Source organism: Bacteroidota bacterium, from assembly GCA_041658205.1.
In the GTDB taxonomy this organism is placed as follows: domain Bacteria; phylum Bacteroidota; class Ignavibacteria; order UBA10030; family UBA8401; genus UBA8401.
In genome coordinates, this window is record JBBAAO010000001.1 from 701,898 (window position 1) to 727,938 (window position 26,041).

General features: G+C 41.5%; 23 protein-coding genes. 17 read left to right on the plus strand and 6 right to left on the minus strand.

What is annotated here, in order from left to right; all coding sequences use genetic code 11:
- Positions 1-174: 174 nt before the first annotated feature.
- From WDA22_02845 to WDA22_02890, 10 genes are all read left to right on the plus strand, one after another.
- A complete protein-coding gene (locus tag WDA22_02845; protein MFA5832393.1) occupies positions 175-1,344 on the plus strand; it encodes an acyl-CoA dehydrogenase family protein in 1,170 nt (389 codons plus the stop codon).
- Positions 1,345-1,354: 10 nt separating this feature from the next.
- The gene (locus tag WDA22_02850) at positions 1,355-1,555 is read left to right on the plus strand and encodes a hypothetical protein (GenBank protein ID MFA5832394.1); all 201 of its coding nucleotides are present in this window, start codon (positions 1,355-1,357) and stop codon (positions 1,553-1,555) included.
- Positions 1,552-1,809, plus strand: a complete 258-nt coding sequence (locus tag WDA22_02855) for a hypothetical protein (protein ID MFA5832395.1) — start codon at positions 1,552-1,554, stop codon at positions 1,807-1,809. The genes WDA22_02850 and WDA22_02855 overlap by 4 nt, the downstream gene beginning before the upstream one ends.
- 79 nt (positions 1,810-1,888) lie before the next feature.
- Positions 1,889-3,349 carry an IMP dehydrogenase gene (gene guaB / locus WDA22_02860; protein MFA5832396.1) on the plus strand — a complete coding sequence of 487 codons (1,461 nt, stop codon included), beginning with the start codon at positions 1,889-1,891 and terminating at the stop codon, positions 3,347-3,349.
- Between the two features lie 2 nt (positions 3,350-3,351).
- Positions 3,352-4,437: a Xaa-Pro peptidase family protein gene (locus tag WDA22_02865; protein MFA5832397.1), complete on the plus strand. Its 1,086-nt coding sequence runs from the start codon at positions 3,352-3,354 to the stop codon at positions 4,435-4,437.
- Positions 4,437-5,705 (plus strand): glycosyltransferase family 4 protein, encoded by a 1,269-nt coding sequence (locus WDA22_02870; protein MFA5832398.1) that lies wholly within the window; start codon positions 4,437-4,439, stop codon positions 5,703-5,705. The genes WDA22_02865 and WDA22_02870 overlap by 1 nt, the downstream gene beginning before the upstream one ends.
- A gap of 3 nt (positions 5,706-5,708) precedes the next feature.
- A complete protein-coding gene (gene purD, locus WDA22_02875; GenBank protein ID MFA5832399.1) occupies positions 5,709-6,980 on the plus strand; it encodes a phosphoribosylamine--glycine ligase in 1,272 nt (423 codons plus the stop codon).
- Between the two features lie 98 nt (positions 6,981-7,078).
- Positions 7,079-8,038 carry an NAD-dependent epimerase/dehydratase family protein gene (locus WDA22_02880; GenBank protein MFA5832400.1) on the plus strand — a complete coding sequence of 320 codons (960 nt, stop codon included), beginning with the start codon at positions 7,079-7,081 and terminating at the stop codon, positions 8,036-8,038.
- Positions 8,035-8,973 (plus strand): methylmalonyl Co-A mutase-associated GTPase MeaB, encoded by a 939-nt coding sequence (gene meaB, locus WDA22_02885; GenBank protein MFA5832401.1) that lies wholly within the window; start codon positions 8,035-8,037, stop codon positions 8,971-8,973. Before WDA22_02880 ends, meaB begins: the two co-directional genes overlap by 4 nt.
- Before the next feature lie 59 nt (positions 8,974-9,032).
- A complete protein-coding gene (locus WDA22_02890) occupies positions 9,033-10,886 on the plus strand; it encodes an alpha-amylase family glycosyl hydrolase (protein MFA5832402.1) in 1,854 nt (617 codons plus the stop codon).
- A 92-nt stretch (positions 10,887-10,978) separates the two neighbouring features.
- On the opposite strand, the gene WDA22_02895 is transcribed toward WDA22_02890, so the two are convergent.
- Positions 10,979-13,288, minus strand: a complete 2,310-nt coding sequence (locus WDA22_02895; GenBank protein ID MFA5832403.1) for a GH92 family glycosyl hydrolase — start codon at positions 13,286-13,288, stop codon at positions 10,979-10,981.
- A 233-nt stretch (positions 13,289-13,521) separates the two neighbouring features.
- Here WDA22_02895 and WDA22_02900 point away from each other — a divergent pair, with 233 nt between their 5' ends.
- The 7 genes from WDA22_02900 (at position 13,522) to WDA22_02930 (ending at position 20,353) form a co-directional block, all read left to right on the plus strand.
- The gene (locus tag WDA22_02900) at positions 13,522-14,421 is read left to right on the plus strand and encodes a hypothetical protein (protein MFA5832404.1); all 900 of its coding nucleotides are present in this window, start codon (positions 13,522-13,524) and stop codon (positions 14,419-14,421) included.
- 233 nt (positions 14,422-14,654) lie between these two features.
- Positions 14,655-14,867, plus strand: coding sequence for a hypothetical protein (locus WDA22_02905; protein ID MFA5832405.1), 213 nt, complete (start codon positions 14,655-14,657; stop codon positions 14,865-14,867).
- Positions 14,864-15,631 carry an HNH endonuclease gene (locus tag WDA22_02910; protein ID MFA5832406.1) on the plus strand — a complete coding sequence of 256 codons (768 nt, stop codon included), beginning with the start codon at positions 14,864-14,866 and terminating at the stop codon, positions 15,629-15,631. The genes WDA22_02905 and WDA22_02910 overlap by 4 nt, the downstream gene beginning before the upstream one ends.
- Positions 15,632-15,655: 24 nt before the next feature.
- The gene (locus WDA22_02915) at positions 15,656-16,306 is read left to right on the plus strand and encodes an HpaII family restriction endonuclease (protein MFA5832407.1); all 651 of its coding nucleotides are present in this window, start codon (positions 15,656-15,658) and stop codon (positions 16,304-16,306) included.
- 383 nt (positions 16,307-16,689) lie between these two features.
- Positions 16,690-17,841, plus strand: a complete 1,152-nt coding sequence (locus WDA22_02920) for an acyl-CoA dehydrogenase family protein (protein ID MFA5832408.1) — start codon at positions 16,690-16,692, stop codon at positions 17,839-17,841.
- Positions 17,842-17,926: 85 nt separating this feature from the next.
- On the plus strand, positions 17,927-19,576 hold the full coding sequence (locus WDA22_02925) for an acyl-CoA carboxylase subunit beta (protein MFA5832409.1): 1,650 nt from the start codon (positions 17,927-17,929) through the stop codon (positions 19,574-19,576).
- Between the two features lie 54 nt (positions 19,577-19,630).
- Entirely contained in the window at positions 19,631-20,353 is a 723-nt protein-coding gene (locus tag WDA22_02930; GenBank protein ID MFA5832410.1) for a hypothetical protein, read from the plus strand.
- Between the two features lie 57 nt (positions 20,354-20,410).
- Here the strand turns inward: WDA22_02930 and WDA22_02935 are convergent, their stop codons facing one another.
- The 5 genes from WDA22_02935 to rlmB all read right to left on the minus strand — a co-directional run bounded on the left by WDA22_02935 (position 20,411) and on the right by rlmB (position 26,041).
- Positions 20,411-20,833: a hypothetical protein gene (locus WDA22_02935; GenBank protein MFA5832411.1), complete on the minus strand. Its 423-nt coding sequence runs from the start codon at positions 20,831-20,833 to the stop codon at positions 20,411-20,413.
- Between the two features lie 152 nt (positions 20,834-20,985).
- The gene (locus WDA22_02940) at positions 20,986-21,885 is read right to left on the minus strand and encodes a CorA family divalent cation transporter (GenBank protein ID MFA5832412.1); all 900 of its coding nucleotides are present in this window, start codon (positions 21,883-21,885) and stop codon (positions 20,986-20,988) included.
- 97 nt (positions 21,886-21,982) lie between these two features.
- Positions 21,983-23,380 (minus strand): hypothetical protein, encoded by a 1,398-nt coding sequence (locus WDA22_02945; GenBank protein MFA5832413.1) that lies wholly within the window; start codon positions 23,378-23,380, stop codon positions 21,983-21,985.
- Complete coding sequence (locus tag WDA22_02950) at positions 23,380-25,170, minus strand: hypothetical protein (protein ID MFA5832414.1); 1,791 nt, start codon at positions 25,168-25,170, stop codon at positions 23,380-23,382. The genes WDA22_02945 and WDA22_02950 overlap by 1 nt, the downstream gene beginning before the upstream one ends.
- 136 nt (positions 25,171-25,306) lie before the next feature.
- The gene (rlmB, locus tag WDA22_02955; GenBank protein ID MFA5832415.1) at positions 25,307-26,041 is read right to left on the minus strand and encodes a 23S rRNA (guanosine(2251)-2'-O)-methyltransferase RlmB; all 735 of its coding nucleotides are present in this window, start codon (positions 26,039-26,041) and stop codon (positions 25,307-25,309) included.

The following is a 26,041-nucleotide window of genomic DNA, read 5'->3' on the forward strand; positions in this document are numbered from 1 at the left end:
GATATTCTCTCAAAACGAAAAGTCAGACTGCAGCGTTCGGTGGGGTCCGTTGCATCTGACTTTCGTATTTTAAACCCCTTCGCCCCGAAATTCTTACCTTGAAAATGCCCTCATATTTTGGTATTTTTGGTCACAAAGTTTTCCGCCTACACTGTACAACTCTAGAGGTTTTTCATGGCAAAGTTTCAAGGTGTCGACTACTATAATATAGATTCACTCCTCTTCGAAGATGAAATACTTGTCCGTAATACCGTCCGTGAATTTGTTGATGAACAAGTTATCCCAATCATAGAAAAACATAATCGCGCCGGAACATTCCCAATGCATTTAGTCAAAGGAATGGCCGATCTCGGATTGTTTGGTGCAACGCTTCCCGCAAAATACGGTTGCGCTGAATTGAACAATGTTGCTTATGGTTTGATGATGCAGGAATTGGAACGAGGAGACAGCGGTATTCGCAGTTTTGCATCGGTGCAGAGTGGATTGGTAATGTATCCAATCTATACATTCGGAAGTGAAGAACAGAAGGATTTTTGGTTGCCAAAACTGGCGAAGGGTGAAAAGATAGGATGCTTTGGATTGACCGAACCGGATTTTGGTTCAAATCCTGGAGGAATGATTACTCACGCTGAGAAAAAGGATGGCGGTTATGTATTGAATGGAGCAAAGATGTGGATTACCAACGGAACACTTGCGGATGTTGCCGTTGTTTGGGCTAAGCTGGATGGAGTGGTGAAAGGATTTTTGGTTGAGAAAGGTACGAAAGGATTTTCTGCACCTGAGATGCATGGAAAACATTCACTTCGAGCATCGGTAACCTCTGAACTGGTATTTCAAGATTGCTGGATCCCTGAAGTAAATTTACTTCCTAAATCAGATGGACTGAAATCACCGTTGATGTGCTTGAGTCAGGCGCGATATGGAATTGCGTGGGGAGTGATTGGCGCCGCAATGGCGTGTTATGATTCTTCGCTGCAGTATGCGCAGTCACGTATTCAATTCGGTAAACCGATCGCAGCATTCCAAATGACGCAGGAAAAACTGGTTTATATGGTAACAGAAATTACCAAAGCACAGTTGTTATGTTTGCAGCTTGGACGATTGAAAGATCAAGGAAAAATGAAATTCACGCAGATATCCATGGCAAAGCGGAACAATGTGTTTCAAGCATTGGAGATTGCACGGATGGCACGATCGATTCACGGCGCGAATGGGATTCTTGATGAATATCCGATTATGCGGCATGCGGCGAATTTGGAATCAGTTATCACCTATGAAGGAACGCATGAAATGCACACGTTGATCATTGGTGAAGACATTACCGGTCATGCTGCATTCATGTAGGAGCTGGTAAATGAATCTGCTGGAACAAATCCAATCGAAGATTTACGAACTCTCCAAAGAAGAACGTGCGCGATTGCGTGAGTGGTTCGATGAATTTGACGGTGATTCGTGGGACAAAGATTTTGACGATCATTTGAAAGAAAAAAAACTCGACGGGGAAGTGTCCAAAGCAAAAAAGAATTTTTCTGACGGTAAATTTAAAGAGTTATGAAGCATGTCGTGGTGGAGCAATTTTCGGAATTATACGATACACTTCCGCTGAGGGTCCGAAAGTTTGCCGATCATAATTTTTCTATCATTAAAGAGTACCCTGATCATCCATTGCTTCGGCTGTTGAAGGTTGAAGGAATCTGGTCGATGCGGATTGGGAGCCGGTATAGAGCATTAGCGGTCGAAGATAAGGATACCATTATCTGGTTTTGGATTGGGAAACATAAACATTATACAACATTATTTCTTCAGTGAAACTCACACAGAACGAACGTCTGAACATTCGAAGGATGCACTCTGCATCCTTCGCTTGTTTTGACACAAAAGGACCGTTATGAAATCAAAGAAAATAATTGGCGAAGCAATCACGTATGACGATGTGCTGCTCGTCCCCGCAAAGTCATCTGTTTTACCGCGCGACGTAGATGTTTCCACTCAGCTTACGAAAAACATTCGATTGAATATTCCCCTCCTTTCCGCCGCGATGGACACTGTGACAGAATCCGAAATGGCGATTGCACTGGCACGCGAAGGGGGAATCGGAATCATTCACAAAAATCTTTCGATTGAACGTCAGGCGGAAGAAGTGGATAAAGTGAAACGATCGGAGAGCGGTATGATTATGAATCCGGTTACTTTGACTGCTGATAAATCGGTAGGTGATGTGTTGGATCTTATGACAAAATTCAGCGTTTCCGGTATACCCATTGTTGCGGAGGGTAAACTCGTCGGAATTCTTACCAACCGTGACTTGCGATTTCAACCGAACCGTTCGCTGAAGGTAGCGGATGTCATGACCTCCACGAACCTTATTACGGCACCGATCGGAACTACACTGGAAGAAGCAGAGGTGATTCTTCAAAAGCACAAGATCGAAAAACTCCCCGTTGTTGATAAGAATGGAAAATTGAAAGGACTTATCACCTTTAAAGATATTCAAAAAAAGAAACGTTTCCCGCATGCATGTAAGGACAAACACGGCAGGCTGCGTGTGGGGGCTGCGGTTGGGGTAACCGGAGATACGATTGAACGTGTTGATGCTTTAGTAAAGGCCGGGGTTGACGTGGTGATCATCGATACTGCTCACGGACATTCCAAGGGTGTTATCGAAATGTTAAAAAAAGTGAAATCAAAATTTACGATAGATGTTATTGCCGGAAATGTTGGTACAGCTGAAGCAACGAAAGATCTCATTAAAGCGGGAGCGGATTGCATAAAGATTGGTATCGGTCCCGGTTCAATCTGTACAACGCGGGTTGTAGCAGGTGTCGGTGTACCTCAAGTAACAGCAGTCATGGAATGTGCGTCTATGGCAAAAAAATATCGAGTACCGGTGATTGCGGATGGCGGTATTAAGCAGACCGGTGATATTGCGAAAGCAATTGCTGCCGGTGCGGACTGTGTAATGATCGGCGGTTTATTTGCCGGATTGCAGGAGAGTCCCGGTGAAAAAGTGTTGTATGAAGGGCGAACCTACAAATTATACCGTGGCATGGGTTCGATTGACGCAATGAAAGAAGGGAGCAAAGATCGTTATTTTCAAGATGTGGAAGATGACGTACAAAAACTTGTCCCTGAAGGAATTGAAGGACGTGTTCCGTACAAAGGTGAATTGAGTGCAACTGTGTATCAGATGGTCGGCGGTCTCCGAGCGGCAATGGGATATTGTGGTGCAGAAAATGTAGCTGCATTGCAGGAGCGGGCAAAGTTTGTGAAGATGAGTGATGCGGGATTACGCGAAAGCCATCCGCATGATATTCATATTACCAAAGAAGCACCGAACTATCACGGATAAAAATGCAGGAAAATGAGTTGTATCATCCCCGGATCGTTGCCGTAAGAAAATCCTTGCTTCATCATAAACTTGATGCATTCGTTTCGTCATTTCTCCCGACGATGCGTTACCTTTCTGGCTATTCAGGTTCAAACGGGCTATTGGTTGTAACAAATAGATCGACATTCTTCTTCACCGATTTTCGATATGAAGAAATTATTCAAACTGAAGTAGTTGCCGATTCAAAATGTATCGGATCTGGAAGCCTGCTAAAGATTGCAGCGGAAAAAAAAATCTTTGCAGGATTAAAAGCCGTCGGTTTTGAAAAGGATCGAATAACTGTTTCGGATTATGACATCTTGAAACGGTTCGTCGATGCGAAAACATTGACAGCCACATCCGGAATTGTTGAAGCTCTTCGATCTGTCAAAGATGAGACGGAAATTGAAATGCTAAAAAAGGCATTTGCGATTTCGGACAAAGCATTTGAAAAAATTCTGGGAATGATAAAACCCGGAATACGTGAGCTGGAGCTGTCAGCGGAAATTTCATACCTGCATAAGAAATATGGCGCAGAGAACGATTCATTTGATGTGATCGTTGCAAGCGGTGTGCGTGGTTCCCTTCCACATGGAACAGCTTCGGATAAGAAAATACAACAACGAGAGTTCATTACGCTTGACTTTGGCTGCGTTACCGGCGGATATCATTCCGATATGACGCGAACCATCTGTGTCGGTTCACCCACAACTGAGATGAAGAAAGTGTATCAAGTAGTGTTTGATGCCCAACAACGGGCAAGCGAAGCGGTTGAAAACGGAGCAGTTGCAAAAAAAATCGACAGTGTGGCGCGAAAACATATTGCGTCGAAAGGGTATGGAAAATATTTTGGTCATTCGTTGGGCCATGGTGTTGGATTAGAGATCCATGAATTGCCGAGAGTCGCTCCTAAAAGTAACGATAAACTTGTCACCGGAAATGTCATCACTATCGAACCAGGAATCTATCTTCCCAAAAAATTCGGGATTAGGATAGAGGATACACTTGTTGTGAGAGAAAAAGGATATGAAGTGCTGTCAGGTTCACCAAAAGAATTGATTACGATATAATGAAAAAAGTTCTCATCATTGCATATTATTTTCCACCTCTAGGCGGAAGCGGGGTTCAACGCATTCTGAAATTTGTGAAGTATCTTCCGCAATTCGGCTGGCAGCCGACAGTGATTACGGTGGGAAACACTGCGTATTACGTAAAAGATGAGTCGCTCCTTAAAGAGATAGAACAATTGGATATCAAGATCATACGGACTCAATCGACTGATCCGCTCTCTCTTGTTCATAAAAAAAAGGATGTCATTAAGATGCCGAAAGAACGGACACGCCGGTTCTTAAACTACATCAGCGACACCTTCTTTATTCCTGATAATAAAATCGGCTGGAAGAGGCATGCGTTGAAGGCTGCGGGAGAAGTGATTGCTAAAGAAAAGTTCGATGTGATTTTCGCAACGGCACCACCTGCGACTGATTTTCTTATTGGTATTGAGCTGAAGAAACGATTCAAGATTCCGGTTGTGATTGATTACAGAGATTCATGGCTGAGTTATCCTTTTAAGAATTTTCCTACACTTCTTCACCGGTATATCCATTATCGGAAAGAGAAATATGTAGTACATAAATCCGATATGATTACCGTGACTCACCGGCGCGTGAAAGAAGAGATTCTAACCCGCCACAAATTTCTTCGGCATGAAGATGTAACGATTCTTCCACACGGTTTCGATCCGGAAGATATCGCGATTGAAAACCCCGGTGTTTTACCCCATATTGAAAAAATGAGAATCACATATTCGGGAATGTTCTACGGAAACATTTCTCCTATCTATTTTCTTCAAGCTCTGGCAAAAGTGTTCAAAGAAAATCCGCAGATACGTGGAAGGATTGAAGCATGTTTCGTCGGTTTGTTCCGTCCTGAACATATCAATCTTATCAATCAGCTTGGATTACAAAACTCTGTTAATCTTCTCGGATATTTGGAGCACAAAGAAGCGGTAAAATATCTTCTCGCATCAGATGTAGTTTGGGTGATGATGCAGGATGATTGGACGACACCCGGAAAGATATTTGAATACATCGGCACACGGAAAAAGATTCTCGGCTGTGTTCCGAAAGGGTACATTCGTTCGATCATTGAAGAAGCAGGAGGGCTTTGCGTTGAACCGACTAATGTCGATGTCATTGCAAAGGCGATCGTTGATCTGTATCATCAATATGAACACAACGAGTTACTTGGAGCAAAAAAAGAAATTGCTGAGAAATACAATCGTGTAAAACTGACCGGTGAATTGGTGAAGATCTTTACAAAATTCCTTGAGGTCTAAGCGATGAAGGTATTAGTGATCGGATCAGGCGGACGTGAGCATGCCATCGTTTGGAGATTAAAGCAAAGCTCAAAAGTGACGAAAATATTTTGTGCTCCCGGGAATGCCGGTATTGCCGCAGATGCAGAGTGTGTATCGATCAAAGCGGATGATCTCGCCAGTTTGTTGCAATTTGCTTCCAACAATACCATCGATCTTACCATTGTCGGCAGTGAAGTTCCTTTGGTGAAAGGGATTGTTGATCACTTTGAAGGGAAGGGACTGAAAATTTTTGGTCCGTCGAAAGCGGCTGCGCAAGTTGAAGGAAGCAAAATGTTCCTGAAACATTTCTTAAAGAGACACAAGATCCCGACAGCGCGATATGAGACCTTCAACCAATCGGAATTTGAAAAAGCGCAAAAATATATTGCGGAAAATGTTTCTCCATTTGTGATCAAAACGGATGGTTTAGCAGCTGGGAAAGGTGTTGCTATTTGTCAGACGCGCGATGAAGCAGTTGTTGTCCTAAAAGAGTATTTTCAAGATCAAGTGTTTGGCGAAGCGGGAAACAATATTGTCATAGAAGAATTTATGCCAGGTGAAGAAGCTTCAGTTTTCGCTATGTGTGACGGCGAACGGTATGTTCTGCTCTCATCGGCACAGGATCATAAACAGATTGGTGAAGGAGATACCGGAAAGAATACCGGCGGGATGGGTGCATATGCACCGGCACCGATTGTGACAAAAGAAATTTTAGCGAAAGTTGAAAAAGAAATTATTCAGCCAACTTTATCAGGAATGAAATCGGAAGGATATCCCTACAAAGGATGTCTTTATGTCGGTCTGATGATCACGAACGAAGGACCGAAAGTAGTTGAATACAACTGCCGTCTTGGTGATCCGGAAACACAGGTATTAATGCCGCTGATAGAAAGTGATCCATTCGATCTGTTCTTTTCGTGTGCAACAGGAAATCTTTCTTCATACAATCTCATGTTGAAGAATGCTTCTGCCGTTTGTATTGTGATGGCATCACAAGGGTATCCCGATGAGTATGCGACAGGGTTTGAGATTAATGGTTTGGCCGAAGCCGGATTGGATGCGATGATATTTCATGCCGGGACGAAGAAGGAACATGCAAAGATGGTTACCTCTGGAGGACGCGTCTTGGGTGTGACGACGCTTGGTGAAGGACTTAAAACAACTATCGATCGTACATATGCGGCAGTGAAGAAAATCAGTTTTGATGGTGCATACTATCGCGGCGATATTGGACGAAAAGGATTACAGAAATAAAAGAGAATAAATTAATCGTTAAACTAATCAAAACAGAAGATGTAGGACATTTTTAAGGAGCTCTACATCTGCGTTTATCAAATATATTAAAGGCAAACATGAATATACTCGTTACCGGCGGTGCCGGATTTATTGGTTCGAATGTTTCTGATGCATTCATCAAAGAAGGTCATAACGTTATTATTGTTGATAACTTCTCCAGCGGAAAACAGGAAAATGTCAATCCAAAAGCAAAAGTGTATACAATGGATATTCAGGATCCTGCGGTTGAAAATATTTTCCGGGATGAGAAGATCGAAGTGATGTGTCATCATGCCGCGCAGATGGATGTCCGCCGCTCGGTTGCCGATCCGAAATTTGATGCATCGGTGAACGTGTTGGGATTTTTGAATTTGATGGAACAGGGGAGGAAATACGGATTGAAAAAAGTTCTCTTCTCGTCAACCGGTGGAGCGATTTATGGCGAGCAGGATTATTTTCCTGCAGACGAGAAACATCCGATGCAACCACTTTCACCATACGGCATTACAAAACTCGTCACGGAAAAATATCTCTTCTTCTATAAAGAGATTTATGGCATCGATCATGTCATTCTTCGCTATGCAAACATTTATGGCCCTCGGCAAAACCCTCACGGTGAAGCAGGTGTTGTTGCGATTTTCACTCAAAAAATGTTAAAAGGGGAACAACCGATTATCAACGGCGAAGGGAAACAGACCCGCGACTATGTGTTCGTTGGTGATGTTGTTCAAGCAAATTTATTGGGATTGAAATACTCTGGCTCAAATATTTTTAATATCGGCACCGGGATTGAAACAGATGTAAACCAACTGTTTCATCATATCAAATCGTTGACCGTTGCGAAATGTGAGGAGAAACATATTCCGGCAAAAGCAGGAGAACAGATGCGGAGTGTGATTTCTTCTAAAAAGATCGGGGAGATGCTTGGGTGGAAGCCGACGGTAACTCTTGAAGAAGGGTTGAAGAAGACGGTGGAGTTTTTTAAGAATAAGCACCAGCAGGTCAGCGTTAACACCGACCTTCCCAAAAAAATATGATAAAATCCATCGATATACAAAAAATTTTATCAGGTGACAGACGAAGTGTAGCCCGTGCAATCTCATTTGTGGAAAATGAGAATACAGGTGCAGAACAATTTCTTTCGGAGATCTACAAACACACCGGTAAAGCTTATCGTATTGGTATCACCGGTCCGCCCGGAGCTGGAAAAAGCACCTTAACGAATAAGCTTGCAAAATTTTACCGCTCACAGAATTTAAAAGTTGGCGTCATTGCTGTCGATCCAACAAGTCCGTTTACAGGTGGTGCGCTTCTTGGCGACCGGGTGCGAATGAGTGAAGTGGAAATGGATGAAGGTGTATTCATTCGATCGATGGCATCGCGCGGATCGCTCGGAGGATTGAGCAAAAAGACCCGTGAAGCGGCGGACATTCTTGATGCAGCCGGTTTTGATATTGTTTTGTTTGAAACGGTCGGTGTCGGACAATCTGAACTTGATATAGCCGGTGCTGCGGATACGACAGTTGTTGTATTGGTGCCAGAATCGGGCGACGGTATTCAGGCGATGAAGGCTGGCTTGATGGAGATTGCCGATTTTTTTGTGATGAATAAATCCGATCGACCGGGAGCGGAACAGGCAGTAATGTCGATAAAGATGATTCTCGGTTTTCGTCCCCACGACGAACATTCCTGGATGGCCGATGTTGTGAAATCCACTGCAAGTGAAGGGATCGGCATTGATAAGATCGCATCCGAAATCACCCGCCATCAAGAATATCTAAAAAAATCCGGTGAGTTTGAACGCCGCCGAAGTAAACAGATGAAAGCCCGCATTGAAGAGATCATCAGCGATAAGTTTACCGTAACATTTTGGAATGCTGAACGGAAACTTCAGCTTGACCGTGAACTTTCCAAAATTATAACTCGTAACCGCACGCCGTACGAGGTGGCGGAAGAATTATTGAAAAAATAAATCCACTTGTAGGACGGGATGACATCCCATCCTACAAATGTCATTCAGGCGGAATTCCTATGGATAAAAAATCTCTTCTCCGAATTTGCATTTTCTTTACAGTGCAATTCTCTCTTGCCCAGACTCCTGAAATCATTAAGTGTGAACCGCCGAATTGGTGGATCGGGATGAAGATGAACAAGGTTCAACTGATGGTATACGGTGAACATCTGAATAATATTACTGTGACGTCATCATCTTCCCATCTCAAAGTCCTTCGCACTCATTCCATAGCCAATCCTTCGTACACATTCATCGATATTGATATATCACCCTTAGCAAAACCCGGAAATTATGAGCTTACGGTAACATCTCGCAACGGAAAAACTTCATTCCGTTATCCTCTGTTGAAGAGAGAGAAGTTGACTAACCAACACCAGGGTTTTGATCAGTCTGATGTGATGTATCTTATCACTCCGGATCGTTTTGCAAATGGCGATACGACAAACGACAATGTCGCCGGAATGTTTGATTCCTTAAAACGAAGTGAACCATTCGGAAGACACGGCGGCGATCTTCAGGGTATTATAAACAAACTGGAATATTTGAACGATCTCGGTGTTACTGCATTGTGGATCAATCCACTTGTCGAAAATAATATGAACCGCGCAAGTTACCACGGTTACAGCGCAACGGATTTGTATGCAATCGATTCACGTTTCGGCACAAATATGTTGTATACATCATTTGTGGAAAAAGCACACGCTGTGGGATTGAAAGTGATCATGGATCATGTGAACAATCATATCGGAACAAATCATCCGTGGTTGAAAAATCTTCCGACAGCAGATTGGTTAAATGGAACGATAGAAAACCATCAACGCCCATTCCATTCAAAACCGGAGTTAGATGATATTCACAGCGATTCGCTGACCAGACAACAGGCGACGAACGGCTGGTTTGATCGTTCCCTGGCTGATGTGAATCAGCAGAATCCGTTCGTAGCAAACTATTTGAAACAGAATACCATTTGGTGGATTGAGTTCAGCGGAATGGACGGTATTCGCGAGGATACCTATCCATATATTGATCCGAAGTTTCGAGAAGAATGGTGCAAAAGTATCATGGATGAATATCCTCGGTTCAATATTGTCGGCGAAGTGTGGGTACAGGATCCGGCATTCCTGGCGCCGTATCAGAGAGGAAGTTTTATCCCGCGAAGCGTCAAACCCGAACTTCCGTCTCTTACGGATTTCGGACTTTATGATGCATTCATGAAAACATTTGCCGATTCTAACGGAACGATAGGAAATGTCTTCAACACTCTTGCAAAAGATTTTCTCTATCCTGATCCGGATAACCTGGTTACCTTTTTAGATAATCACGATATTACGCGCATCATGTATAATGTGAATGGAGATGTAAAGCGTTTCAAACTTGCAATGCTTGCTCTCTTAACGACGCGGGGAATTCCACAGCTGCTGTACGGAACAGAAATTGGAATGAAAGGGGGAAAGGATCACGGATTACTTCGGGCAGATTTTCCCGGTGGATTCCCGAACGATACGCGTGATGCTTTCACTGAACCGGGAAGGACGCAGTTAGAAAATGAACTTTTCAAGTTTTCCCAAGGACTATTACAGATCCGTAAATCGCACAAGTCGCTACAGTTTGGGACATTGATTCATTTCAAGCCATCGCATGAAACGTATGTGTATTTTAGAATTTTGAAAAACGAACGTATGATGGTTGTTATCAACCATCATAAAGAAGAACAGAAAATTTCTCTCTCACCATATACACATCAACTTAAGGGTGTGACACGGCTGCGGGATCTTGTTTCGGGAAAAGAATTTTCTCTCATCGATCAACAAGAAATTACGCTCGAAGGGATGACGGGTGGGATATTTGAAATAGTTGATGTAAAAAATTGATTTGATAGAACACGAATTAGACTGATTGACACGGATAAAAAGAATCAAATGTAAGTCGGGATTGCATCCCGATTTACATAAAAATCCGTGTTCTATTTCTTATTAGGTTTAGCCCCCATCTCGAATACAATCGCCGCACCGTTCATTAGATCAGAATGAATGAAATAATTTTTCTTCCATTCCGTTCCGTTTAGCATAATCTTTTGCACATATACATTCTTTGGCGATTGATTCTTTGTGTTGATGGACAGTGTTTTTCCGTTCTCCAGTTTGATCTTTGCTGACTTCACTAATGGACTACCGATCGAATATTGATCCGAACCAGGAGCGACAGGGTAAAATCCTAATGCACTGAAAATATACCACGCAGACATTTGTCCGCAGTCGTCGTTTCCGCTCAGCCCGTCCGGCGTATTCGAATATTTAATGTTCAAGATCTTGCGGACTTTTTCTTGTGTCTTCCATGACTCACCGATCCAGTTATAGAGATACGGGACATGATGAGAAGGTTCATTTCCATGAACATAGTTTCCGATGATCCCTTCGCGAGTAATATCTTCGTTATGTGCAAAGAATTCGTCCGGCAGATGCATGGTAAAGAGCGAATCTAAGTAATTAGAAAATTTTTTATTCCCACCAAGTAATTGAATCAATTTTGGCACGTTGTGGGGGACATGAAGGGAATAATTCCACGAATTGCCCTCAATAAATCCTTGTCCGTCGGTTTCTAACACACTAAAGTTTTTCCGGAACGATCCATCGCTCATTTTTGGACGCATAAAACCGATTGATGCATCGAAGACATTGCTGAAATTCTCTGATCGTTTGATGAACTCATTATACACTTTTTCATTTCCCAGCTTTTTTGCCATCTGTGCAATCGCCCAATCGTCGTAGGCATATTCCAGCGTTTTAGAGACGGATGAGGAGTTCTTATCGTCCGGTATATATCCCATTGCTATGTAATATTCCAAGCCGTCGTAGTATTTTTGCTGTGCTGTCTTTACACTTGCATCAAGTGCTTTTACTACATCAAAAGAAACATTTCCTTTTATGAATGCATCAGCAATGACCGACACGCTATGATAACCGATCATGCACCAATTTTCATTGGCATAATGAGACCAAATCGGAAGCATGTTGTGAACGCTCTGTTCGTAATGAGCAAGCATTGAACGAATCATATCGCCGTTTCGTTTCGGCTGAAGGATGTTGAAGAGAGGATGAAGAGCACGGTACGTATCCCACAGTGAGAATGTTGTATAATTGGTAAATCCATCAGCAGTATGAATATTCTGATCGATTCCTTTGTATTGCCCATCCACATCCATATAGACTGTTGGACTGAGAAACGTATGGTAAAGAGAAGTGTAAAACGTCTCAGTATCTTTTTGGGAAAGGAGTTCGGCATTTACTTTTCCCAATTCTTCGTTCCACAAATCTTGACTCTCTTTCTTTACCCGCTCAAAATTCCAGTCCGGAATTTCAGCAGTGAGATTTTTTACTGCTCCTTCTGTGCTCACAGGGGATAACGAAAATTTTACTTTGATCTTTTCATTTACTTCTGTTGAAAAATTGAAATAAGCTCTGATATTCTTTCCCGCCATTTCGGGGAAATTGGTTCTCACGTCGAATTTTTTCCAGAAACCGCGATAGATGGAAGTATCAAATTTCGCATGACCGTATGATGTAAACGGTTTGTTGAATGCCATGGCAAAATAGACAGTGCGTGTCCGTCCCCAGCCATTGGTCTGTCTAAATCCCGTCACAAGCGTGTCACTTTCAACACGGATGAATGTCCAGACATTCTTTTCATCATAATTATAGATACCGTGCATCAAATCGAGAATGATATGTGATTCTTCCGATCGCGGGAATGTGTATTGATGAAAACCGACGCGTGTAGTTGCAGTCAATTCCGCCGTGATTCCGCCGGAGGCGGATCCGCCTTTGGCGGAGTTATGGTCATCCAGTTTCACTTTGTAATACGCCGGCTCGGCAGTTTCGTTTGTGTGTGAATAGCGAGACCGATAACCGTTTTCAGGATGATTTGCTGTGCCGGGATTGAGTTGTAATTCACCGGTTGTCGGCATGATTAAAAAATCGCCAAGGTCGGAATGTCCTGTCCCGCTGAAATGTGTGTGACTGAATCCGACAATCGTCTTATCTTCATATTGATATCCTGCACAGTACTGATAGACTTCTGCCTGATATTTTCCATTCTTCTCGTAACTGAGTGTATCGGTATCCGGACTGAGCTGCACAGAGCCGAAAGGAACTGTTGCTCCGGGAAATGTATGTCCCATTCTCTGTGTGCCGGTGAGTGGTTTTACGTATTGGATGAAATTTGTTTGTGCGAAAATGATGATGGGAAAAACAAACAGAAGAGATACTTTTCTCATAACAGCGCCTTTAGAGAAGGAAGAAAACTTTTGAGAACATAGAGATAAAAAAGGAGAGAAGAAATAGCGCAAATAGAATACAGATATCACGGATTTATATAGATTGCTTTATCCGTGAAGATCCGCATGATCAGTGTCATCCGTGTTCTATTCAGTTCTATGCAGTTTGTCTTGCATAAAATCTTTCAATTCTCCATATTCCACGACAACAATTATTCACATTTAGGAAATTCATGAGATTAACGATTCTCCTTTCTACCATTTTGCTTTCCGCGATATTTGTTTCTGCTCAAAATGCCAAACCGAATGACGCTCTCAACGCGGAGGAACAATACAATATCTATTTTAAGAAAGCGGATGAGCAGCTGGGAAAATTTCAATTTGAAGAATCGATCAAAAGCGCACAAGAGGCGTTAAAATATAAACCAAATGACCACCTCGTCCGTGCGATGATTTGTCTGGATTATTATGAGATTGCCGAAAAATTAGATGTGAAGAAGTCTGATGAGAAAGAGTGGAAACTCGACATCTATAAAAAGATGGTGACTATTGCTGAAGAGGGTATGAAAGCAGCTCCTGAAAAAGGGGAGTGTTATTTTATGCGGGGACTTGCTAACGCTCGTATGTCCACAACAAAAGGGATTCTTTCGTCTCTCTTTTCTGCGAAACAGATTGAACAGGATTGGATCATTGCTGTCGGCAGGAAATCCGAATATGTTACTCCGATTGGCGAGAATCTTGAAGCATCGGCGAATATTGCTCTTGGTGTCTATTACCGTCTCTGTCCGTCATTCTTTTTATTACAATGGACATTTGGCATCAGCGGCGATCTAGAGAAAGCGGTGCAGTACTGCAAAAAAGCATACGAACTGGATCCAACCCGCATTGAGATTGTAAAAGAGTACGGCGTTGCTCTGATTACCCGCGGATTAGACAGCAACAACAAGAAGGATATTGAAGCGGGAAAAGAATTACTCGTAAAAGTTTCAACACTGCCGCTTCGTTTACGAACAGATAAGATCGATATTGAACATAGTAAGATGTTATTAAGTGATATTTCTCTTTGTCCCGGTTACTCAAGGGATGAACAGCAGGAGATTTCAGAGGAAGCGTTTAGAAAGAACCATCACTAGTTTCCAAAAGCTCACCACAGAGTCACAGAGAAGTACGGTAAAGACATCTCGCCACCCTTTGTCTGAAACTATAAAAAACCCTCAAGTATATTAAATCTTCAATTCATAATAACTCATTGCGCTTTACCTAAGGCTTCTATCAATTACCTGTTCTTAAAATAGTGTGACTTAAAGTCCGTAGACTTTAATATATTTTATATCAATTATGAAACAAAATTGAAAATTAAATATTAATGTCTTATACAATTCATATATTATTTGGTAAAGAAGAAATATTGAGACACAATTTAGGAATTAAACTAACTAAAAGTGAAAAGGTAACTAACCTCAAAACATTTTCCTTCCTTAATAAAAAAGAAGCTAATATTTTTTTAAGAGGAATGGCTGAAGTTATCGGGTGGACTGAATATCTTGAATTAGAAAAATTCAACAAAGAGGATTTATGAAACAAAATATTTGGACTAGAGAGCAAACTATTGTTGCTTTTAATCTATATTGTAAAATCCCATTTAACAAAGTGTCATCAAATCATCCCGAGATACTTAAAATCTCAAAGATAATTGGAAGAAGCCCAAATTCTGTAAAAATGAAAATTGGGAATTTTGGAAGTTTTGATCCAGAACTTAAAAAAAGAGGAATTGTTGGTTTATCAAATAGTAGTAAACTTGATAAAGAAGTTTGGGATGAATTTAATATGAACTGGGAAAATCTAGTTTTTGAAAGTGAATCTATAATTGCAAAATATGCCAAGAAGACCTTGGGAGAATTAATTGGGTTAGACTTGGAAAACCTGCCCAAGGGTAAAGAAAGGGAAGCAATTGTAAAAACGAGAATAAATCAATCCTTTTTTCGTAGTACAATTCTTTCTTCTTATAATCAAAAATGCTGTATCACAGGAATCTCTGTCCCTCAGTTATTGGTTGCAAGTCATATTGTTCCATGGTCTAAAAATGAAAACATCCGATTAGATCCAAGAAATGGTTTGTGCCTAAACTCTCTTCACGATAGAGCTTTTGATCACGGCTTCATAACTATCACAACAGATTATAAAATTATCGTCTCAAAAGAATTGACTGCAAATTACAAAAAAGACAAATTGACTCAGGAGTATTTTTTAAGTTTTAATAATAAATCTATAAATATGCCTGATAGATTTTTGCCTAAAAAAGAATATTTAGATTATCACTACGAAAATATTTTCAGGCAATAAAATATGTATTTGATTAAACATTATATGTTTGATGCCAAAGGGATGAATACATTTCCAGAAAGATTATCGCGAAAAAAGTATAGAGAACTTAATCATAAATATAAAAACAATGATGTCTATGGGTTCATATTTAAGTTTAATGGAGATGGTCAGACGATTTTTTTTTACAAAATCATTCCCCAAAAGCTAGAATTAAATTTAAAACTATTAGATACTCAATTACCTGAAATACTCGCGTATCTCGTTTCCTATACCAATAGAACTGGTAATTCAGCATTAAAGGATTTATTAGTTGAAATTACTAGATCAAACCCCTTGGGATTTGATCTAAGCAAGAATCAACCATTTTATAAACATAAGATTAAAAAATTATTGACGGAAATTGTTTTTGGAATGAAATCTGATGTTGTGTGGAATGGTAATTACAATCCAACAAGAGGAGCAATAATTGTAAAAGAAAATGGAGAACTAGCTAACTATCACAATTACTATGGGAATGAATTTCAAAATTATTTAGTCAATATTGTAAAACTTCAGTTAGTCTCAAAAAGTGAAGATGAAAATAAATATGGCTTTGGAAAAAGAGAAAAACCAAAACCGTATAAATATGGTTGGATATATGAAGAAGATGGCGAGTTGTTTATAAAGTTAAATTTACAAATACGTTTTACGTAATTTATATTTCTCTGTGTCTTTGTGCCTCTGTGGTTGCTTTTTCCTTCCGCACCCGCCAAAGAACATGTCCGGCAAGCAAGCAGTTTCCCTGCCTGACAGCAGGCAGGTTCGTCCCGATATAAATCATCGGGACTCAGACTGACGGTGATAAAAGGTTTTTATTTATTTCTCTTTGTGTCTTTGTGGTAAATGCTTTTCTTCCTTGCACTTCAACCTCACCTTTTCTATTTTCATACAACATTGTCGATTGAAACGTTAAAAACATTAATGTTCTTTCGAAAACATCCCGCAGGTTATGCAGAAAAACATTATTTCTGCGAACATCAGTGATATTTGCGGGAACATCTTTTTTAAAACCTCATAAAACATATGAAGGAATCAGCATGTCCGATACAGCAGTAAGTTTTGCCCCCACACAACAAATGACCATGGTCCAACAGATGGCGCGCGATTTTGCGGAAAAAGAAATTAAACCGCATGTTATGAAATATGACGAATCGCAGGAATTCCCTAAAGAGATCTTTACGAAAATGGCCTCTCTCGGTTTTCTTGGCGCTTATTATCCCGAAGAACTCGAAGGGGCCGGACTCAATACGCTCGATTTTACCGTGATTATCGAAGAGATAGCAAAGATCGATCCCTCTGTAGCGCTGGGACTCTGTGCACACAACGGGCTTTGTGTTAGTCACATCTTTAATCACGCAAGCGATACACTAAAGAAAAAATATCTTCCCGATCTTTTAAGCGGAAGGAAACTTGGCGGCTGGGGATTGACCGAAGCATTTTCCGGAAGCGATGCGGGAGGGATGAGAACATTCGCTGTAAAAGAAGGGAACGAGTGGGTGATCAACGGCAGCAAGAATTTTATTACACATGGCATCTCCGGCCACACGTTTGTTATACTGGCGGTGACAGATAAAACAAAGAACAAATCGATCTCCGCATTTATTGTGGAGAAAGGAACGCCCGGCTTTTCATCTGGGAAGAAGGAAAATAAACTCGGTATGCGCTGCAGTGAAACTGCTTCGTTGATCTTCGACAACGTGCATATTCCAGAGGAGAACTTGATTGGAAATGTGGGAGAGGGATTCAAACAAGCATTGTCTGTCTTAGATGGCGGAAGAATTGGGATCGCTGCACTGTCAGTCGGTCTTGCACAAGGTGCATTGGAAGCGAGCATTAAATATTCAAAGGAGCGGGTGCAGTTCGGCAAACCGATTTCTGATAATCAAGGAATTCAATTTAAACTTGCCGATATGGCAATGGAAATTGAAGCGGCGCGATTATTAACGCGAAAAGCGGCATCCATGAAAATGGCCGGTTTAGATGTAAATCTTGAAGCAGCACAGGCGAAATATTTTGCAAGCGAAGTGGCTACGCGCGCATCGGGTGATGCAGTGCAGATACACGGCGGATATGGATTTACCAAAGATTTCCCGGTAGAAAAATTCTATCGCGACGTTAAACTGCTTACCATCGGCGAAGGAACAAGCGAGGTTCAGAAGATGGTGATTGCGAGAAACTTGCTTAAATAATTTTACTCAATGAACAATGAACAGCTAACAATTACCATATTTTGCAAAACATTGTTAATTGTTTATTGATAAATGATTACTGAATATGATCGGTTCTGAAATAAAGAAAGACGAAAATTTTAAGCGCAACGAAGAATTCCACAAGCGTTCGTTGAAGGAACTGGAATCCTATGCTAGACAGGTTATGCTTGGCGGTGGTGTTGATGCAATGCTGAAGCATAAGAAAAAAGGGAAAATGACAGCCAGGGAACGGATCAATTTACTGATCGATCCGAAATCGCATTTTTTGGAGGTTGGACTTTTTACTGCTTATGGAATGTATGAAGAATATGGCGGAGCGCCTTCCTCGGGAACAGTATTTGGAATCGGCAAAATCCACAATCATGATGTTGTTATCGTAGCAAACGATGCGACTGTGAAAGCAGGAGCGTGGTTTCCCATTACCGCAAAAAAGAATCTCCGCGCACAGGAAATTGCAATCGAAAATCGTCTGCCGATCGTTTATCTCGTCGACTCAGCAGGTGTTTTTCTACCGTTGCAGTCAGAAATTTTTCCTGATAAAGAACATTTTGGACGGATCTTCCGCAATAATGCCGTGATGTCCGCCATGGGTATAACACAAATCGCTGCGATTATGGGTCCATGCGTTGCCGGTGGAGCATATCTTCCCATCATGAGCGACGAAGCGATGATTGTGGATAAAACTGGATCTGTCTTTCTTGCTGGCTCACATTTAGTGAAAGCGGCGATCGGTGAGGATATCGACAATGAATCGCTCGGCGGTGCATCGGTCCATTGCGAGATTAGCGGTGTGACGGATCATAAGATGGCTAATGATGAAGCGGCGTTAAAAAAGATTAGAAGCATCATCAGTAAGCTGGGACATTTTCCGGTTGCAGGATTCAATTACGAAAAGCCTTCGAAGCCAAAATTCGATCCGAAAGAAATTTACGGCATATTACCGACGGAACGAAACAAACCGTATGACACATATCAAATTCTTTCCCGCATTATCGACGATAGCGAACTGGATGAATACAAATCCGGATTTGGGAAGACTATCATCTGCGGATACGCGAGAATAGACGGCTGGGCAGTCGGTATTGTTGCCAATCAGCGCGCCATCACCAAAACAGCAAAAGGGGAGATGCAAGTGGGAGGAGTAATTTATTCGGATAGTGCGGACAAAGCGACTCGGTTTATTTTGAATTGCAATCAAAAGAAAATTCCTCTAGTGTTCTTTCAGGATGTAACCGGATTTATGGTTGGCAGTAGGAGCGAACATGGCGGCATCATTAAAGACGGCGCGAAGATGGTTAATGCCGTTGCAAATTCTGTCGTTCCAAAGTTCACGATTATTACCGGGAACAGCTACGGCGCGGGAAATTATGCCATGTGCGGAAAAGCGTACGATCCGCGATTGATTTATGGATGGCATTCGGCGCAGATTGCTGTAATGGGAGGAAAGCAAGCGAGTGAGACCCTGCTTGCCATAAAAGTGCAGGCGATGGAAAAAGGGGGAACGCATATTTCCTCCGAACAGCAGAAACAATTGCTGGATGAGATTCAGGCGAAGTATGAGAGTGAACTCGATCCAAAATTTGCGGCTGCCCGGCTTTGGGTGGACGGTATCATCGATCCGTTATTGACTCGCGATATCATCTCGCGTGGAATTGCGATGGCGAATTGTAATCCGAATATGCCGGAGTTTAAGACGGGAGTTCTGCAGGTGTAAGAGCGGTCGTTAGCTATTAGTTATTGAAAATTGAATTCAAAAAAAGATGATGAAGTGAAGAGAACCAAAAAATTACCCATTACCCATTATCCATTATCGATTCTTTTTTTCATATTATTTTCGTTCACTCTTCACGCTCAGTCGATCACTGAAGATACTGTTTGGTTAAATGACGATTGGTACTATTCTGCCGAAGATTCTTCGTTTATCGACCTTACCGATTTTCTTCCCACTTTTTTTAACGACGAGGCCCATCTTAAACGATATCTTCGTAATAAACGCTTCATTGAACTTCGCAAACTTTATGATGACACTCTTGCGGTTGATGCGATCTATGATCGGGCAATGCTTATTGCCGATGGAGATGTCCGTCACGCACTCCTCATTGCTACTCTAGCTGTTATGGATCATCGAACATTGGGAATTAATGTTCCTCTCTTCGGTTCAATCTATTTCCCGCTGACATTTGAAAACGATTCACTCTTTCGGCTTCGTCGGACGAATCTTCCCAAAAAACTTCTCAATGATAAACAGCGAAGCAGCGATAAGGATAAGCTGCAGCATTTTTTCGGTTCAGCATTTTTGGCATATTCAACAAATTCTCATGTTATCTCAGAATGGATTGGGGATCTTCTGGAAATCGGTGAAAATCGTTTTGTGCTGGGAGGAAAAAATGATCCGCGGGATAAACTGGCAAATGCAAAAGGGAGAGAATTTGGTTTACGATTACTGAGGGATGAACAACTGCTGCCTAGTGATATATTGTGGGGAGAATGAAACCTTGTCAAGAATAAACTTCCGAAGTCGTAGAGACTTCGGAAGTTTGAATAATAGTTACGCTGCAGGTGCTGACTCACCTTTGGTATAAAATTTCCCAACCGTTATTCCCAAGACTATTCCCCAAATAATGCCATAAATGATCGAAGCCCAAACGAAGCCGTACATCATTCCCTGAAACATTAAATAAGGGAAGAACATCGTGGGGAAGTTCATGGTAACGCCGTAATACATTCCAAATTTCATTCCGCCCTGCAATCCTCCGCCAAAACTTCCATACACTTTATCATAAAACCACACAAAGATTGCCACCATCAAAAAATCCAGTGCCACATATATTGCCGGATTTACGTCTGTTCTCATTCCCGACATTTTGGAGTAGAACATGTTCTGAAATAACATTCCCTGCACAATAAAATCAAGGATATTTACTACAATACCGGCGATGACAACAGCCATCCAGTAATTCTTGCTCATCATAACAACCTCCTGTGAGATATGAAGGAACGGCGGATTGATCCGCCATGAATTCGGAGCGCAAGGTATGAATTCACAAAGTGAGTGTCAAGAATGATTTTTTTGAGCAGTGACAATTCTTATCAGCGAGTGTATCTGAGGAGGGACAGAAATGATTACAGCCAATGTTTTTTCTTAAACCAGCTATAGATTCCTATAGTGATAAGAGCCATCGCTATAAGCACAACCGGGTATCCGTAGGGAGTCCGAAGTTCCGGCATGAACTCGAAGTTCATACCATAAATACCAACAATAAATGTGAGCGGCATAAAGAAGACAGAAAATAACGTCAGCACGCGAACCACTTCGTTTGTTCGTTGGGATGAGATGGATATGTAAAGATTCAATAAGTTGTTTGCATTTTCAATTGTTTGATCGTACGACGTTTCCAGACTGAGAAAAAATTCACGAAGATCCTGATGGACGGGTGCAGTAGTATTCTTATCCAAATTGTCAATGATCGTCTTAGAAAGCCGAAGGATCCGCAAACAGACTGCTGCTTTCCTTTTAAGTTGATACAGCTTTCGCAGCACAGCGTGAGTTTGATTTTTCAGGACAATCAGCGTTTCCAGCTGGTCGAGCTCCGTCTCAAGGGTGAGCGATGGAGTAACATACGATTGAAGAATATAATACAATATTTTGATCAGCAGATCGTTCGGTGTTGCTACTTGCGCCGAATCAAAATATTTCGATCTGATGGCTTCAAGAAACGGTTGTTCGCCTCGGTGGATGGTGATAATGAAGTTCTTCCCGACAAAGATCGCCACCTTATTACTGATATCCTGAATAGAATCGGCATCACGAAGAGAAAGGTGATCGTATATCCTTGCAATGATAAAAATTGTGCTTTCGATCCATTCAAACTTCGGAAGATGTTCCGGCTGTAAACTGTCCTGAACAGAATTGCTGTGAAGAGAATACTCATCCGCGATTTTGCGTAATTCCTCGGCGGTCGGATTAATAACATCGAGCCACTCAAATTTCTTTTTCCCCTTATTTTGATAACGCGTTATCATTACTGCTGCAAAGATAACGAAACTTTTTTCTAAAAGTTATTAGAAACATCTCAAGATTGGTGGCCAAATTTATCGATCTGAAGAGATTTGTATAATGTTACAGCGAAACGGAGAGGATTATTGCAGCCTTTCGTCCACCGTCAGTTTTTGGTGTTGAGGAAACGGATGATGGTACGCCAGGCGCAGGAGTAATACTCGGTATTGATTTCCTGTATGTAATTGAAAGAGGAATATATTGATCAAGAAGTGCTGATATAGTAAAACGGTCGAACGAGACTTGATACTGAACACCGAGACCCACTAAATGGATATCGCTGATTGAGAAGGGAGTTCGGGTGAAATTTTTCATTCCAAAGACAAGAAATTCCGGCTCCCAATGTTCGATTACAGCATCAGGCAGAATTCTATGATAAGATAATTTCGTCGTCAATGTCGATGTTTCGAATACAAAATCAGCAGAAGTAGCCAAAGCATGATGTTTCAATGTACCGCTGAGTTGATAGTTTAATTTATTGGTGATGATGGAAGCGGCGAGGGTGGTGAATGGCCATGATTCAACTTGTCCTAATCCCGCTACGGAAAGCTGTCCAAACGAATATTCTGCCGAAATCGGAGTACCGAACACTTTAGTGAGAATGCCTGCCATATAACGGGAATGTTTTCCTGATCCGTCAACAAAATCACCGAATGAAATATTATTCTTTTTAAATGTTAATTCTGTCCGGTATTCTTCAGTTTCAATTTCCGCAGTCAGGGAAGATGACTCCAGAAATGTGTAATGCACTGCAATTTTCTTTCCGAAGGAATGAAAATCAAAATTCATTCCATACAAATTTGATATAGTGAAATCAGTTCCGTCAGATTCGATATAGTCGATCTCAGTTCGAAAGTCCGAAAAAGGTTTACTTCGAATTGTATATGATACAGTTGTTATGGGAGGAAGATCGCGAAACGGTACGATAAAATCCTGAAATGTTAACGCCGTTGTATATTGAAAGGGATTGCGCTGTAATGAAATTCCGGCATCTAGTAAACCGTTAAAAGGATCCACTCCAATAGAAACCCTGTATTTCATTTCCATAGACGAAGTGTTTAATGGAGCCGTCAATTCCAGAAGGTAATTGAAGAAGGAGAGAGAGTTTGCGTAAAGCAATCCTATTGTTTGCAATTCATTGCTGAAGGAAGAAGTAAATTTGGACCGATATTGATTTACAGCAGCATAGTGTTCGAATGTCCGAATTGCAACGGAAAGAGATTCTTTGCCCGACATCGCCGCAAGATAAGCGAACGATTCCTTGGAAAAGGCGATTGTTCTGGAGTTTATTGAGCGCTGCCGAAAAATATCGAAATAAGAAGATCCTGAAGAAATATGAAATGTATAACCAGAATCAGATTGAGCTGTCAACGGATCAATCAATAAAATGAAGAGAAAAAAAAAGCGTGCACAATTTCGATGATGAAATGGCGCACGCTTTTTTGACTTATGTGTTAACATTATGGAATGGTGATCGAAACGGTATTCGTATAATTGTTTGCCCGTTGTGCAAAAAAGTCATGACTATACAGATTATATCCTCGAGAGGCACGATACTGATACGTTGCTCCGGAATTGACGTTCAGATCGGTATACATTGAAGTATACGCTGAATCGATCTTAACAAATGATCCGTTATTGACAGCTCGTTCTATAAAATAATTTGCATACTGTTGAAGATTGACAGTGACACTATTTGGTGATGTATTTCGTGTTGCCGTAATATTTTGAGGTGAACGTGTGAGATCGACAGCAATGAAACTATACGATTTTAGTTTTACCGTTGGTATTTTCCCGAAAAACTCTACCGGCACATTTTGACCGTCTCTGACAATATTTATACTTTGAACAGGTTGAGTATTATTATTGGCAATATAAAACGTCGAATATCCCCAATTGTTCATGGATTTTGGAGAATATGTTGTCCCGTTGATTGTCATTGTTATCGTGGTATTGGCGGGACTGTTATAATTATCCAACAAGGATATTTCAACTCTCCATGCGAACGCTTCATCGATATACATAATCCGTTTTAATGTTTCATTCGTCATTCCGGGAAACAATCCGCTGAATGTGGGATCGGGAAAGGTGAATGATGCGTAATCCTGCGCCTGCCATCGAAACAGCAGATCACCATGGGATGTTGAGTCGATGGTGTACACTGGGAGCCATGCCGATTTCGGATTTTGCGGAAGGTTATTATAGAAATTATTCAAGCTTACGGTAATGGTATAATCGTTGTTGTCTGAATCTGCATCTTTCACCTCTATACTGTATGTCCCCGTCAACGCCGTTTCAATCTTTCCGAGATAGACCAACATCGTATCCAGATCTTTAACTGCTACGCCGTCATTTCCTCGTTTAATGATATCATCATCCTGATTGTCCGATTCGCTCTTCAGGAAATTGACTCCGCTCCGCAGTTTCCCAACCGCACCAACCAGTGAAGATTTTACACTCTGTGCCCTCGCCGCGCCGTCGGATGCCAAAACGAAAAAGGTTGTACTGTTTTGTTGCAATGCTGCAACAGCAGCTTTGGTCGTATACGAAGCAAGTTCAAATTTAAATACAAGAAACTGTTCAACAACGGATTTCATGCTGTGAAGTGCGGCGTCCATGATGTATACTTCGGTGAGGTCAAGATAGACATCTTTTTTCAGTGCACCTCCCTGCATTTTTCCACTGATCCGAAGTTCAAATGCAGGATTGGTTTCGACCACTGCAAGACGTGCAATAGCATAATTGATACGCGGAAGGAGTTTGTCGCGCATTAAGTTCTGCATTTCGGTGATTGTCGGCGGATTGGAAGTAGCTGTTTGAATAATTTTTACAAGATTAGATCCGAGTAATTGTGTCGGTACGGTCATATCTTTTGTTCCGGAAGGGAGCCCAAAATGAAACATGGGGGGATATTTAATTGTCGATCCACCCTGCCAACGATTAATCGTATTTTTCACCGCCGTGTCTGAAAGTGTAGCCAATATATGACTGAATGCTGCTCCAAAATTTGCAGTTGCATTCGATGGATCTGCTGCAACGGCATCCATATAAAGTTTTTCAGCATTGGTAAAATTCTTGTTTTCAATATCCCCCGGTACAGCAAAGAGATTTTCCAGTTCCGTGTACGCCTGTGTAGATTTTTCGTTGGAAGTCTTCGAGTCAACGGAATCGGTGGTTGGCGTCTGATCGCATGAAGAAAAAAATAATAAAAGCGAAATAGAAAGAATAATGAACAACAGTCTGTTTTTCATAAAGTCTCCGGTAAAAAAAATCAAGGTTAAAAAGTGAATCTGTGAAAAGATTGTTAAACAAAAGAATTCGTTCTAACAATAATATTGAAGAGTTACCTTATCGGATGTGAGTGAAAACTACCTACAGTGGAAATATTCAAAATATTTTTCTTTTACGCAAGACTTCATACATGACAATTGCTCCGGCTACGGATGCATTGAGCGATTCAAAATCCCCTTTCATTGGGATTTTCACAAGAAAATCGCATTTATCTTTCACCAATCGACGCATTCCTTTTCCTTCGTTTCCGATCACTAATGCGACAGGAACGGAGTAGTCTACTTCCGTGAAATTCTTTTGTGCGGTCATCTCGGTCCCAACAATCCAAACACCGTTCTCTTTTAATTCGTCAATTGTCTGAGCAATGTTCGTTACGCGCGCCATAGGGAACTGCATGCTGGCGCCGGCAGAAGTTTTTACGACAGTTTCATTCACCGGTGCATTATGATGTTTCGGTATGATACCACCGTGTGCGCCGGTGCAGACCGCTGTGCGGATCAGTGCGCCGAGGTTGTGTACATCTTCTATCTCATCGAAGATAAGAAAAAAGGGTTGTTCGTTTTTTGCTTTTGCAACGTCGAACAACTGGCTGATATCAGAAAATTCTTTTGTCCCTACGAACGCAAGAACTCCCTGCGTATTTTGAGTTTGTGCTGTTTTCGAAATCTGATCGGCAGGAGTAAGTTTGTAAGGAATATTTTTTTGCCGGGCAATTTTGATGATTTCATCGACCACTTCTCCGTGGGAATTCTGCGCGATCATCAGTTTATCGATCGGTGTATTCGATTTGAGCGCGTCCAGAACTGGTTTTCGACCGGTAATAAGATTCAT